At 65.6% G+C, this 13,344-nt stretch carries 14 protein-coding genes; 4 read left to right on the top strand and 10 right to left on the bottom strand.

What is annotated here, in order from left to right; translation table 11 throughout:
* Positions 1 to 86 precede the first annotated feature (86 nt).
* From alkB to CDV46_RS02340, 5 genes are all read right to left on the bottom strand, one after another.
* The gene (gene alkB / locus CDV46_RS02360; protein WP_087721696.1) at positions 87 to 755 is read right to left on the bottom strand and encodes a DNA oxidative demethylase AlkB; all 669 of its coding nucleotides are present in this window, start codon (positions 753 to 755) and stop codon (positions 87 to 89) included.
* Entirely contained in the window at positions 752 to 1,498 is a 747-nt protein-coding gene (locus CDV46_RS02355; RefSeq protein WP_087721695.1) for a 2OG-Fe(II) oxygenase, read from the bottom strand. Before CDV46_RS02355 ends, alkB begins: the two co-directional genes overlap by 4 nt.
* Entirely contained in the window at positions 1,495 to 2,757 is a 1,263-nt protein-coding gene (gene ada / locus CDV46_RS02350; protein WP_087721694.1) for a bifunctional DNA-binding transcriptional regulator/O6-methylguanine-DNA methyltransferase Ada, read from the bottom strand. The genes CDV46_RS02355 and ada overlap by 4 nt, the downstream gene beginning before the upstream one ends.
* Positions 2,758 to 2,862: 105 nt before the next feature.
* Positions 2,863 to 3,852 carry a copper resistance D family protein gene (locus CDV46_RS02345; RefSeq protein WP_087721693.1) on the bottom strand — a complete coding sequence of 330 codons (990 nt, stop codon included), beginning with the start codon at positions 3,850 to 3,852 and terminating at the stop codon, positions 2,863 to 2,865.
* Positions 3,852 to 4,283, bottom strand: coding sequence for a copper resistance CopC family protein (locus CDV46_RS02340; protein ID WP_087721692.1), 432 nt, complete (start codon positions 4,281 to 4,283; stop codon positions 3,852 to 3,854). Before CDV46_RS02340 ends, CDV46_RS02345 begins: the two co-directional genes overlap by 1 nt.
* Positions 4,284 to 4,929: 646 nt before the next feature.
* On the opposite strand from CDV46_RS02340, the gene CDV46_RS02330 reads away from it, so the two are divergent.
* Together CDV46_RS02330 and CDV46_RS02325 are read left to right on the top strand one after the other, a co-directional pair.
* Positions 4,930 to 6,198 (top strand): GTP-binding protein, encoded by a 1,269-nt coding sequence (locus tag CDV46_RS02330; RefSeq protein WP_087721691.1) that lies wholly within the window; start codon positions 4,930 to 4,932, stop codon positions 6,196 to 6,198.
* The gene (locus CDV46_RS02325) at positions 6,195 to 6,668 is read left to right on the top strand and encodes a 6-pyruvoyl trahydropterin synthase family protein (protein WP_343039021.1); all 474 of its coding nucleotides are present in this window, start codon (positions 6,195 to 6,197) and stop codon (positions 6,666 to 6,668) included. The genes CDV46_RS02330 and CDV46_RS02325 overlap by 4 nt, the downstream gene beginning before the upstream one ends.
* Before the next feature lie 115 nt (positions 6,669 to 6,783).
* Here the strand turns inward: CDV46_RS02325 and CDV46_RS02320 are convergent, their stop codons facing one another.
* Positions 6,784 to 7,503 (bottom strand): pirin family protein, encoded by a 720-nt coding sequence (locus CDV46_RS02320; RefSeq protein WP_087721690.1) that lies wholly within the window; start codon positions 7,501 to 7,503, stop codon positions 6,784 to 6,786.
* Positions 7,504 to 7,904: 401 nt separating this feature from the next.
* Between CDV46_RS02320 and CDV46_RS02315 the strand changes: the two genes are divergently transcribed.
* Entirely contained in the window at positions 7,905 to 8,774 is an 870-nt protein-coding gene (locus CDV46_RS02315; protein ID WP_087690103.1) for a PhzF family phenazine biosynthesis protein, read from the top strand.
* 55 nt (positions 8,775 to 8,829) lie between these two features.
* Positions 8,830 to 9,408 (top strand): IMPACT family protein, encoded by a 579-nt coding sequence (locus tag CDV46_RS02310; protein WP_058376971.1) that lies wholly within the window; start codon positions 8,830 to 8,832, stop codon positions 9,406 to 9,408.
* Between the two features lie 108 nt (positions 9,409 to 9,516).
* Here the strand turns inward: CDV46_RS02310 and CDV46_RS02305 are convergent, their stop codons facing one another.
* The 4 genes from CDV46_RS02305 to CDV46_RS26730 form a co-directional block, all read right to left on the bottom strand.
* Complete coding sequence (locus tag CDV46_RS02305) at positions 9,517 to 10,023, bottom strand: cupredoxin domain-containing protein (protein ID WP_087721995.1); 507 nt, start codon at positions 10,021 to 10,023, stop codon at positions 9,517 to 9,519.
* An 83-nt stretch (positions 10,024 to 10,106) separates the two neighbouring features.
* Positions 10,107 to 11,465, bottom strand: a complete 1,359-nt coding sequence (locus CDV46_RS02300) for a multicopper oxidase family protein (RefSeq protein ID WP_087721689.1) — start codon at positions 11,463 to 11,465, stop codon at positions 10,107 to 10,109.
* On the bottom strand, positions 11,462 to 12,835 hold the full coding sequence (locus CDV46_RS02295; RefSeq protein ID WP_087721688.1) for a TolC family protein: 1,374 nt from the start codon (positions 12,833 to 12,835) through the stop codon (positions 11,462 to 11,464). The genes CDV46_RS02300 and CDV46_RS02295 overlap by 4 nt, the downstream gene beginning before the upstream one ends.
* Complete coding sequence (locus CDV46_RS26730; protein WP_140413274.1) at positions 12,832 to 13,218, bottom strand: hypothetical protein; 387 nt, start codon at positions 13,216 to 13,218, stop codon at positions 12,832 to 12,834. The genes CDV46_RS02295 and CDV46_RS26730 overlap by 4 nt, the downstream gene beginning before the upstream one ends.
* Between the last annotated feature and the right edge of the window lie 126 nt (positions 13,219 to 13,344).

Here is a 13,344-nt window from a genome sequence, read left to right as displayed (position 1 = left end):
CTTTGGCGCGGTCGAAAATCATCGCTGACCGCTGACCGCTGACCGCTGACCGCTGACCGCTGACCGCTGACCGCTGACCGCTGACGTCAGCGTGCCTTTCGGAACGTCAGGTTAAAACGCACCGCGTCGGCGTCGAAGCTGCCTTCCACGCTGGCGATACCGTGATAGACGAGCCGCGACGGGCCGCCCCACACGACGACATCCCCCGGTTCAAGCCGCACCTTTCGCGTGCGATCACCCCGCTGCAATCCACCCCATAGAAAGACCGCTGGCAAGCCGAGCGAAACCGACACGATCGGTGCGTCCAACTCGCGTTCGTCCTTGTCCTGATGCAGCGTGAGACGTGCGTCCAGCGTGTAGCGATTGATCAGGCAGGCGTCAGGCGCGAAGCCCGCGTACCCGGCGGCGCTTGCCGCCTCCAGCGCAAGTTTCAAGAACGACGCCGGCATGGCAGGCCACGCCTTTCCCGAGAGCGGGTCGCGGGTGCCATAGCGGTAGCCCATCCGGTCACTGATCCAGCCCACTTCGCCGCAATTGGTCATGGCGACCGACATGCGTTTGCCACCCGGCGTGAGCCAGTGGCGTAACAGTGCCTGTGAAACCACCCCTTCGATATCGCCTTGCAACACGTCGAGGCTCGCCCCCGCATAGCCGCGCAGCACGAACGCGCCGGGGCCGAGTTCATCGGCCTGCACGTTTTGCCTCGCGCGGGGATCCGGCGAATCGTTGGCATCGGCGAAGAGATCGAGTGTCATGTGGCGTCGTGCAGAATCAGGCCCAGTGTGTGCCGGTGGCCACTGCGCAGGCGGCTCACACCATGGCGAAGATTCACGCGATACACCCCGCGTGTGCCGTTCACCGGGCGATGGTTCACGGCGAACACCACCGCATCGCCGCGCATCAACGGCATCACTTCGGCGCGCGATTGCATTCGTGGACGCTGCTCCGTCAGCACGAACTCACCGCCGGTGAAGTCCTCGCCCGGTTGCGAAAGCAGAATGGCCACCTGCAACGGGAACACATGTTCCCCATAGAGGTCCTGATGCAGGCAATTGTAGTCGCCGGTGCGATATCGCAGCAGGAGTGGCGTCGGGCGGCGCTGACCCGCCGCGTGGCACTGTTCGAGAAACGCCGCGTGTGTCGGCGGATACCGGACGTCGATGCCAAGTGCGGCGTGCCAGCGATGGGCAATTTCGCGCAGCGGTGCGTAGAATCCCTCACGCAACTCCGCCACAAGCGGTGGCAGCGGATACGCGAAGTATTGATATTCCCCCAGCCCGAAACCATGACGCGCCATCACCACCCGGCTGCGGAAGCGCGATGACGTCGGCGTAATGCTCGGGCGGCTGTCGGTCTCGCCATACAGGTCGGCGATCGCTGCGCATTCGTCGGCGCTCAACAGGTTCGGCACCCGTGCCGCGCCGAAGCCGTTGAGCTCGCCTTCGATCGCCTGCCAATCGAGCGTCTGCACCCTGCCCACCGGTTCGCGCGCGGTCATTGCTTCCCCTTGGCGGACGCGCCAACCGCGCCAACCGCGCCAACCATTTCGGCCTGTTCGTGCGCGAGCAGCGCGCGCTTGCGCTCCACCCCCCAGCGATACCCCGACAGCCCGCCGTCATGACGCACGATCCGATGGCACGGAATCGCCACCGCCAGCGTGTTCGATGCGCAGGCCTGTGCGACCGCCCGCACGGCTCGCGGCGCGCCGATCCGCTCGGCGATCTCGGAATAGCTCGCGACCTTGCCTGCCGGCACATCGCGCAACGCCTGCCAGACCCGCTGCTGGAAGGCGGTGCCCCGCACGTCCAGCGGCAGCGACAACCCGACACGCGGCGACTCGACAAACCCGACCACTTGGGCGACCCAACGCTCGAATTCGGCATCGGCGCCCGTGAGTTCTGCCTTCGGGAAACGATCCTGCAATTCGTGCACAAGGGTTTCCGGATCGTCGCCCAGCGAGATCGCGCACAAGCCACGCGGCGTGGCGGCGACCAGCAACGCGCCAAGGGAACATTGCGCGACGGCAAAGCGAATCGTTTCCGCTTGTCCACCTGCACGGAAGGCGGCCGGTTTCATGCCGAGCAACGCGCCGGCGTTCTCATAGAAACGGCCGTTGGAATTGAAACCTGCATCGTAGAACGCCGATGTCACGCTGCCCGCAGGGGGCAGCGCATCGCGCACGCGTTCGGCGCGGCGTCCGTTGGCATAAGCACGTGGTGTCACACCGGTGACGGCGCGAAACAGGCGATGGAAGTAATGCGGGCTGAGACCGGCCTCGGCGGCGAGGTCTTCCAGACGCGGCGCAACCTCGGCCGTGTCGATGCGGCGGCACGCGGCGGTGATCAGTTCGGCGTGACGTGCATCGAGCGTGCCTTGATCCGGCTTGCACCGCTTGCACGGGCGAAAGCCCGCATGCTCGGCCTCGGCCATATCGGCGTGAAACGCCACGTTCTCGCGCAGCGCCAGACGTGCCCCGCACGACGGACGGCAATATACGCCGGTGGTGCGCACGGAATAGAAGAATGCCCCGTCGGCCTCTTTGTCGCGGGCGGCGACGGCCGACCATTTGGCGGCGTCGGTCGCATAACGCGCGGCAGGTGTCGTCGTACCGGCCGGTGCCGGGGACTGGCGCGCAGTATTCGCGTTATCCGCGTTCTTCGCGTTATCCGTGCTATCCGCACGATTCGCTGCGTGACCGGCGCGCGCAGGGCTGGCCTGACGGACTGAAGGCTTGGTACTCACTTGATTGGCACACATCGCAGTGTTCTCCCAATGACTGATGACTTGCCTTCAGTTTAGGGAGCCGGTCGCGATACCGCGCTCCGCTTCTTGCTATTGAATTCAGCCCAGTCCCGGCGTGGCTCAGACACCCGGTGGCATGGTCGTGCCAAGCTTGGCCGCGAAGCTCATGACCATCACCAGCACGAGCGCTTCGACGGCGATCACACGGGCGAAGGCCGTGGTGTCCAGATGCGTCTCGCCGGTATCGAGCGCCAGACGCGGCAGAAAGTGCCAGCGGTTCCACGCACCCAGTACGGCAGCGCAGGCAACGAGCACAAGCTTGGTGATCAGCCACGCGAGATACGGCGCGTTCTGCGTTGCAAACCACATAGAGGGCGTCTCGCCGAGCGTGCGCCATGCGTTGAACGCTCCCGTAACAAGCGCGACGAACATGGCGAGCGTAGCCACCGATGACAGACGCTCGCCGTACGCGGCTCTCGCGCCGACCGGCCAATGCCGCCAGCCCGGAATGACACAGCCCGCGACCAGCAGCACGCCGGTCCACGTAGCGGCCGCCCCAACGTGCAGCGTGTGGATGCCGATGGCAAGCCACGGCATGGACGCGTCGGCGGCATGCCCGGTACCTGCCCGGGCCAGTGCCAGCAGGACGGCACCGGCCGCGTAGATGGTGCGTGCGTGACGCTCCTGTTGATGCTCGCGGCGATGATGGCGGTCGCGGGGATCGTCCGCGACGGGTGGCGCGTCGCGCAAACGACGTCGTGCGTCGTACCACGTCCACGCGCCTGCGCAGAGCAGCGCGGTGCCGAGCGCCGCAACCCACTGCATGCGCCCGTAATGCGATTGCGTGAGCACCAGCCATACGTCGGCGAGCATGGCGGACGTGCTGTCCCAATCGCCGCCCGTCATCGCCTGCGTACTCGCCAGCACATAGGCGACCCACGCAATGACGGCGAGTCCCGCAGCAAACCCCGGCAGCACGCGCAGGGTCAGCCCGCGTCGCACCGCGTGCGGGCTGCGCAGCAGCAACACGCCAAGCGCCAACGCCAGCGCAAGGTTGAGCAGACCGGCGGTTGCCGGCTGCCAGGTGCCCGCTGCGAGATCGGACGGCATCACTTCACGGTGAACTTGAAGCTGCCTTGCGTGCGATGGCCGTCGTTGGCCACGGCGACCCAGTTCGCCTGATAGTCGCCGGCGGCGAGCGTCGGCAACGCCAGCGTGAGCGTCTTGCGGGCGGCGTCGAGTTCGGCCTTCGCCTCGGTCACCGGCTTGCCTTTCGCATCGACGACGGTGAGCTTCGAGAGCGCACCTTCGAGAGCGGAGTCGAATGTGACGCGTGCCGATTTGGGCGCGTCCACCGTGGCCTGCGCGGCAGGCTCGCTCGATACCGGATGCGCATGGGCCCACGCGCCTTGCGAAAGCCCGGTCAGACCGATGGCGGCAACGAGGGCGAGCCCTCGCGCAGCGCGGCGCAGCGGATTGAGGCGGGCGCCCGAGGTGCGAGTGGTTTGGGCGGTGCGGGGGGCGTAGGGGGTCTTGGACATACGCATATTGAGCTTGGCGAAAAAGGATTGGGGGGCGTCAATGCGACGTATCGGGCGCCGCGCGATGTGCGACCTGCACCGCTCGCGCAGTATCGCAGACCTTGCAGACCGATGCAGCCACCCGGCAGTTCCGCGACAGGCGGTGCGACGCGGTGTCGCGCAGTCCGCGGCAGGGCATGCCCGGTTCGGTGCTTGTCTTATATTTGCAACTCAGTTGCAAAATTAAAAATCTCTCCGTATCATCGCGATTTATTGCAACTCAATTGCATTTTTGCGGCGCCCGTTCGTCGCAGCCCCGCGATGACCACCGTCACACGATGCACCGCCGATAGCGGGGGTGCTCGTCCGGCCGGCCACACGTAGCTTGCGAAGCGATGGCGCCGCGCCCGTATGCGCGCCGACGCGTTCGATCTGGCTTGACGCTGCACCGGTCCCCCCGACGGCGCGCGCCACCGGCGTCACGCCCACGCCCTGCCGGCTTTTCCCAGGCTCCGGCATGGCGACACCCCTCGCGAGCGTCGTCGGCGCGCATCCCTACGGGGCTGCGTCGCGCTCACGCGCGGCAGGCACCACCCGTGAAAGGTTCAAACGGCAGCGGGCGTTGCCAGCCATTGATCGCCCCCCACGCAAACAGGATCCATCCGCCATGACACCTCCTCTCAATGCCGCTGCCGCCGCCACTGCCGCTGGCAGTGCCGACCGCCGTCTGCCCGTCACCGTCCTCTCCGGCTTCCTCGGTGCCGGCAAAACCACGCTGCTCAATCACGTGCTGGGCAATCGCGAAGGCCTGCGCGTCGCGGTGCTCGTCAACGACATGAGCGAAGTCAACATCGACGCGTCGTTCGTGGAACGTGGCGCCGCCAACGCCGGTGCGGCGCTGTCGCGTACGGAAGAGAAGCTGGTCGAAATGAGCAACGGCTGCATCTGCTGTACGTTGCGCGAAGACCTGTTGATCGCCGTGCGTGAGCTCGCACAGGACGGCCGCTTCGACTATCTGCTGATCGAGTCGACGGGTATCGCTGAACCGATGCCGGTGGCGGCGACCTTCGAGTTTCGTGATGAAGCCGGACAGTCGCTCGCCGACGTCGCGCGTCTCGACACTATGGTGACGGTGGTCGACGCGCTGCACGTGCTCGAAGACTTCCACGGTCTGGACACGCTCGCGCAGCGTGGCGAAGTGGCGGGGGAAGAGGATGAACGCCGTCTGGCAGAACTGCTGACCGAACAAATCGAATTCGCCGACGTGGTCGTCGTGAGCAAGGTCGATTGCGTCGACGCGGCACGGCTCGACGCCGTGAAGGCGCTGATCACCGGCCTCAATCCGTCGGCACGCATCGTGCTCGGCGAGCGCGGGCAGGTGCCGCTGACCGAAGTGCTGGGCACGGGGCGCTTTGACCCGGAGCGTGCGGAGCAGATGGCCGGCTGGGCGCAGGCACTCGTGGGCGATCACGCGTCGGAAGCCGACACCTTTGGCGTGACGAGCTTCGTTTTGCGCCATCGCGAGCCATTGCATCCCGCACGCTTTGCCGCGTTCATGGGCATGCCGCTGCCGGGCCTGATGCGGGCGAAGGGCTACGTATGGGTGGCGAACCGGCCCGCGTGGGCGCTCGCCTACTCGCGCGCGGGCAACACGGCGACGCTGGAGGCGGTCGGCCAGTGGTGGGCCGCCGCCGACCCCGACCATTGGCCGGCGCTTGGCGACCCGCAACGCGACGCGATCGAAGCCAATTGGGAAGCGCCGTGGGGCGACCGCATCAACGAAGTCGTCTTCATCGGGCGCGAGATGGATCGCACCGCCATCGAGTTCGCGTTCGCCGAGTGCCGTCTGGGTGTGGTCGAACTGGCGCAGGGTGACGCCGCATGGCGCGACTCGCAAGATGCGCTGGCGCTCGACTTGCCGGGCGGCACTGCATGAGTCGTGTGGGCTTGATTGGCGGCTTGAAAGGGATGGGGATGGGTCGTGTGAGCGGCAGCAACGACATGAACGGCAGCGCAGACCGCGCGCAGTTCACGCTCTCGCGCAGCTTCGTGTTTGAGGCGGCGCACACGCTGGCGCGGCGCGACATTGATCCGCCGAGCATCGACGCGAGCCGTCGCATTCATGGGCACAGCTACCGTGCGACGGTGGAAGTGACGGGCAAGCCGCAGGGCGAGACGGGCATGGTGCTCGACCTCGCCGTCTTCGACGCGGCGCTGGCGCAGGTGTGCGAGCGTCTGGATCACCGGCTGCTCGACGATGTCGCCGGGCTTGGACCCGCCACGCTCGAGAATCTGTGCAGTTTCATCTGGCGCACGCTGGCACCGCGTCTTGTCGGACTCTCACGCGTAACCGTGAGCCGCGATGCGCGCGGCGACGCGTGTTCGCTTGTTATCGGCCCTGCGTGAGCGAGATGAGGGCAAGCAACGCGAACGAAAAAAGCGGACGGTCCCTAAGGCACCGTCCGCTTTGCATGACGCATGACGCGCGGCGGGTGATCGCCGTACGTCATGCCTCTGCGCCTTAGAAGTCAGGCGTTTCCAACGGGCGCAGATCGAACACCAGCACTTCGGCGTCCTTGCCCTTGGCGAGCGTGAGCGCGGTTTCTTCGCGCACCCGCACGCCGTCGCCTTCACCCAGCGCCACGCCGTTCAATTCCACACTGCCGCGTGCGACATGCACATAGGCATAGCGGTTGGGCGCAATCGCCAGCGTGGCCGATTCGTCACCGTCGAACAGTCCGGCGTACACGCGCGCATCCTGATGGATGTGCAGCGAGTTGTCGGCGCCGTCCGGCGACATGATCAGGCGCAGACGGCCGCGCTTTTCTTCCGGCGAGAAACGCTGTTGCTGATACTCCGGCGTGATGCCCTTCTGGTTCGGCACGATCCAGATTTGCAGGAAGTGCACCGGCGTCGTCGGCGAGTGGTTGAACTCGCTGTGCGCTACGCCGCGTCCGGCACTCATCAACTGCACGTCACCCGGTTCGATCACCGAACCCGTGCCCATGGTGTCCTTGTGTTCGAGCGCGCCTTCGAGCACGTACGAAAAGATCTCCATGTCGCGGTGCGGGTGCTTGCCGAAACCTTGCGCCGGGGCCACGCGGTCGTCGTTGATCACGAGCAGGTCGGAGAAGCCGACTTGCTTCGGATCGTAATAGTTGGCGAACGAGAACGTGTGATGCGAGTTGAGCCAGCCGTGATTGGCAACGCCCCGGTCGGCAGCTTGTCTGATGTCCAGCATGTTGGGCTCCTTGGTGTTCGTCGATTCGGTTCGAATCAGTGAGAGGCGGTGATGCGGTGTTGTTTGCCTCGATGACTCACATTTTAGGGTCCCCGGCGAGAACTACAATCCGTCTGAATGGCGAATAATTGTCACATTTCAGATGACAATTGTTGTGCAATGGATTGACGGGATTTCCGTGTGAAGGTCGGATAAATCTGAGCCGAGCGGTGAAATTTGCCGAAAAGTCGCGTGAAAACGGCAAAGACGTGCGGCCGATGCGCGCGTTGACGCACGATGTGCGAGACTACGAGCCTTCTTTCGCATGGCAGACCGGCCGCCCTGCGAGGCCACGGGCCTCGTTAGTCACGCCGGCGCTGTCGGCGCTGTCAGCCTGACCGCCCCCACTCTGGAGATTCGTCATGAGCCGCACCTTTGCCTTTCGTATCGTCAACGTTTTTGCCGAAACCACGTTCGGCGGCAATCCGCTGTGTGTCTTCGAAGATGCGCGCGGCATGAGCGACGACGAAATGCGAGCGCTGGCGCGACAGTTCAATCTGTCCGAGACGACGTTTATCCTGCCGTCGGAGACTGCCGACGCGCATGTACGCATCTTCACGCCCGGCTACGAAATGCGTTTTGCCGGTCACCCGACGCTGGGCACGGCCCACGTGCTGCGCTCGATTCGTAATCTCGGCGACGCGGTGACGCTGCAATTCGCGGCCGGTCTCGTGCCGGTGCAGGCCGAAGGCGATCATTGGACGCTCACGGCACCGTCGCATGGCGAACCGAAGATCGAGAAGGCACACGAAGCCGACGCCGACATCGCGGCGCTCGTGCGCCTGTCGCGTGACGATCTGGCGCAATCGCCGCAGTGGGTCGATACCGGTGCCGATCAGTTGCTGATTCCGCTGAAGAACGCCGATGCAGTGGCCCGTGCAACGCCAGACAGCGCCCGGCTGGAACGCTGGCCGCTCTCGAGCCTCGAGCGCAAGACGGGTTATGTGTTTTCCATCGATGCCAATCATGGCGGCGAGCTGGAAGTGACGGCGCGCTACTTCTTCACCACGCAAGGCGGTGGCGTGAGCGAAGATCCGGGCACCGGTTCGGCCTGCGCGAATCTGGGCGGCTGGTTGATCGGACAGGGCTATCCGCTGCCGGTGCGCGCGCGCGTTTCGCAAGGTGACGCGATCGAACGTCCGTGCCGCCTGACGCTCGAAGTGACGGCCGACCGTCAGATTCGCGTCGGCGGTAACGTGATCGAACTCGCGCGCGGCGAAGTCAGCCTGTAATCGTTTGCGAGCGTCGCAGGGCAGTCGCGCTCTGGACGCGGGGAGAATTCAACGGATGTACGCATTGGCAGCACCGGTCGAAACCGAGCTGGAAATCAGGAAGAGCCGGTTTATCGGCATTGTCATGCCCGTGGCATCCCGCGAGGTGGCAATGCGCGAGCTCGACGCGCTGCGCGTGCGTTATCCCAACGCAACGCATTACTGCTGGGTGTTGTTGTGCGAAGGTGCGTCGGGTTTCGACGACGACGGCGAGCCCGGTGGCACGGCGGCCAAGCCCATGTATAACGTGCTGATGCATAAGGAGCTGGCCAACGTGCTGGCCGTGGTGGTGCGCTACTACGGTGGTATCAAACTCGGTGCGGGCGGCCTGACCCGCGCCTACGGACAGGCGGTGAGCGAAGCCCTGAAGCTGGCGACGCTCACCGCCGTCGAACCGATGGCGGAGCCGAGCTACCGTTGCAGCTTCGCGCACGAAGCGCCGCTGCGCCGGATTGCCGAGCGTCACGCGGCCACCGTACTGGATGTCAGCTACGACGACGGCGTGACCCTGCGGCTGAGTCTCAAGGCGCGCGATGTCGACGCCTTCGAGGCCGACGCTACCGAAGCGCTCAGCGGCGGACTCGAACGGGTCTAGGCAAGGCGCGGTCTGCGCCGAAAAACGTCGGCAAACAGGCCTTCTGTGCATTGCCGACATTGCCGACATTGCAGTGGCGGATGCCCGCGCCCCGCCCATTCCTCCCAATTACCGAACGTTGATGACGCCGCGCATGCCGGCTTCGTAATGGCCCGGTTCCAGACACGCGAAGTCCACCGTGCCGGCTTGCGTGAAATGCCACACGAGCGTCTTTTGCTGGCCCGGCTCGACGGTGACCGCATTGGGCTCGGCGTGCGACATACCGGGCATCTGCTGCATCATCTTCGCGTGCTCGGTGAGCGACGCTGCGGTGCCCAGCATCATCTCGTGACGGATCTTGCCGCTGTTGGTCACGACGAAACGCACCGTGTCGCCACGGCGCACCGAGAGTGTGCCGGGCGAGAAACGCATGGTGTCGCGCATATCGACTTCGACGGTGCGCGTGGCTTGCGCCGCGTCGCCCGCTTCACCGATGTTGGTCGCAGCACCGTCGCCGTGCGCGTGCTGCATGTTGTGCATCGCGTGCGGATCGTCGGCAAAGGCCGGCGCCGCCGAAACACTCAGCCCCAGCGCAGCCACCGGAATCAGCAAGCGGATGACATGGCGCAACGGCATGCGCGCGGACAACGGCGACTGCGGCAGACGGGCAAGGTGACGGCTGAGCTGACGGCGGATCTGACGGAAGTGGGACGAACGAATCATGATTTGCCTCCGGTAACGGGCGGACGTTGGGAAGAAGGTGAAGCCGACGGTAGGGTTGAAACATCGCCTTGCCACGCACGCGCGACCGAGCCGCGTGGCGCGCCGGGCTTCTGGGCATACCAGCCGGGATCGCGATAACTGTCGCGCGGCTGGTCGCGCCGCACTTTTACGGTGGTGAACATGCCGCCCATTTCGATCGGCCCATACGGACCGGTGCCGGTCATCATCGGCAGCGTGTTCTCGGGCAGTGGCATCTCCATGCCGTTCATCGAGCCTCCGGTTTCTCCCATCGCCATATAGTCGGGAATGATGCGCGCAATCTTGCCGGCGATGTCACGCTGATTCACGCCGAGCATGGTGGGCACCTCGTGTCCCATGGGGTTCATCGTATGGTGCGATTTGTGGCAATGGAAGGCCCAGTCGCCCAGCTCCGTTGCATCGAACTCGATGGTGCGCATCTGACCGACCGCGACATCGGTCGTCACTTCCGGCCACTGCGCCGAGGGAGGGACCCAGCCGCCGTCGGTGCCCGTCACCTTGAACTCGTGACCGTGCAGATGAATCGGGTGATTGGTCATCGTGAGGTTGCCCACGCGAATGCGCACGCGGTCTCCTTGTCGCGCCACCATCGGATCGATGCCCGGAAACGCGCGGCTATTCCATGTCCACAGGTTGAAGTCGGTCATCTCGTTCACGCGCGGCGTGCGCGTGCCCGGGTCGATCGCATACGCGTTGATGAGAAACACGTAGTCGCGGTCGACCGGCATCGCCGCCGGATCTTTCGGATGCGTGACCCAGAAGCCCATCAACCCCATCGCCATTTGCATCATCTCGTCGGCATGCGGGTGGTACATGAACGTGCCAGCCCGCTTGGCTTCGAATTCGTAGACGTAGGTCTGTCCCGGAGCAATCGCGCGCTGATTGAGACCCGCCACGCCATCCATGCCGTTGGGCAAGCGCTGACCGTGCCAATGCACGCTCGTCGCTTCGGGCAGACGATTGGTGACGTAGAGCCGCACGCGGTCGCCTTCCACGACTTCGATGGTCGGCCCCGGACTCTGGCCGTTGTAGCCCCACAGATTCGCCTGCATGCCGGGCGCAATCTCGCGCACGACGGGCTCGGCAATCAGATGGAATTCCTTCACGCCATTGCGCATGCGCCATGGCAGAGTCCAGCCGTTGAGCGTGACGACCGGTCGATACGGGCGCCCATTCGGTGGGGCGTGCGGTGTCGCGGTGCTGGCGTCGCTGCGCGTCGCCGCTTCGGGGATGGCTGCGAGACTGGTTCGCTCGACGGCGGCCGTGCCCATCATGGCCAGACTCGCGTCACGCAGGAATCGTCGACGTGACGTCATGCGCCACCTCCCAAGCTTTCACGTAATGCCGCGTCGGCCAGCCAGAAGTCTGCGGTGGCGTCGATGTAGGCGAGCACGGTGTCGCGTTGTTCGCGGGCGTCCGTGAGTAAGTCGAACACGCTGGAGAGCATGCCGTTGTAGCGCAGCAGCATTTCGTCGGAGACACGCTGGCGCAGCGGCAAGACTGTCACGCGGTAGTGCTCGGCGATGTCCCACGCGGCGAGGGTCTGCGCGCGGCGCGTGCGCACGTCCGCGCGGGCGGCGACAGCGGTATCGGCCAGCCGATCGACGCGCTGCCGATAGCGTGCCTCCGCGCCGGCAACACGCGCGCTGCCCCAGTCGAACAGCGGCACTTCGAGCGAAATCTCGTAGCCGCGCTCGTTGGGCGAGCCTGTGGCGCTGTTGTCGCGATAGGACGTGTCGAGCACATTGATGAAGCGTGTCGCCTGTGTGAGGCCGAGATCGCTGGCCGTCGCGTCGAGTGCGGCGCGCGCTGCATTGATGTCGGGGCGCTCACGCATCGCCTGCGCTTCGGCGTCGGGCCACGCCGGACGCGTGCGAGGCAACGACGGCAGGCGCGCGGGCAACGTGAACGTGAGCTGCTGACCCCATAGCCCCATCTGCCGGGCAAGTTGCTCGCGTGCCGTGTTGGCCTGCTCGCGGGCGCGGGCCAGCCGCGCTGCGGTATCGGCGTAGACAAGGTTCTCCTGCGTACGGCGCATCGCGCTGAAGGTGCCTGCCCGGGCCATGCCGTCGGCCAGTTCGCTGGCGGCCTGCGTGGCGAGACTCGTCTGTTCGAGAATCTGCACGCGCTCTTGAGCGGCGACCGCCTCGACCCATGCCCGCCGGGTAAGCGCGGCCTGCTCGATGATGGCTTGCGTCACTTGTGCCTGCACTTGGGCGAACCGTCGCGCTTCGACGCGCGACGCGAGCGGCATCGTCAGCACACGCACGAAGTCGATACCCCACGTGCGCTCGATCGAGATGTCGCCCCCGCCTTGTACGCGCTGAAAGGCAAAGCGCGGGTTGGGCAGACGGCCCGCTTGCACCAACGAGGCTTCGGCGATGCCGAGCTCCGCATAGGTAGCCTGCAAGCCGCGATGGTTGATGAGCGTGAGTTGCACTGCCGTGTCGATATCGAGCGGCTTGGCGAGCAGGGCGTCGCGCTGTTCGGCGAGTGCTTGCGTGGTGGCATCGTCGCGCGCCCAGACGGTCGACTTGCCCAGCCGCTGCTGTGCTGCCTGCGCGACCGGCGTGAAACCACCGTCGTCGCTGAAGGTGGCACAACCGGTGAGCGCTAACGCGGCGAGTGAAATGAGCGCGCCTTGGGTGCGACGGGCGTGACGGTGGAGGCGAGTTGACGTCGTCATCGCGTGCCTCCGCTCATGGAGTGCCCGGCGTGCGGGTCCGCTGCGGCTGCGGATGCCGGTGAGGTTGCCGGCATCGGCATGGCGTGATTCATTGCACCATGGTCCATCTGGCCACCGCCGGACACGCTGGCATTCACCGCGCGCCAGTTTCCGGGCGGCACGGAGAGCGCGGGGCGGGCAAAGTCATGCAGTACACCGGGGGCCGCGGATGGCCCAGCAGGCGCGGCCGGATTTGCGGGGTCGTAAGTTGCCGTCGCAGCAGAAGCCTGCGGCGCGCCAGCGGGATCGGTCGCCGCGTGTGCCGGTGGTGCGCTGAACGCATACGCCACCGATAGCGCGGCTGGCACGGTGAGCGCGTGCCGTCGCAAAGAAAGAAGCATCATCGAAAGACTCGTCGAGCATGGCGATGGCCGCGCTCATCGGTTCACGACGAGGCAGCGGACATCGCAAGTTCATCTGACGAACGGACGTAGCAAGCGCACTGCAAGCGATCGCAGAAAGCGTGCGTA

It is taken from the genome of Pandoraea sp. PE-S2T-3, assembly GCF_002179965.1.
Lineage (GTDB): Bacteria > Pseudomonadota > Gammaproteobacteria > Burkholderiales > Burkholderiaceae > Pandoraea.
This window is presented reverse-complemented; position numbering and strand designations above follow the sequence as displayed.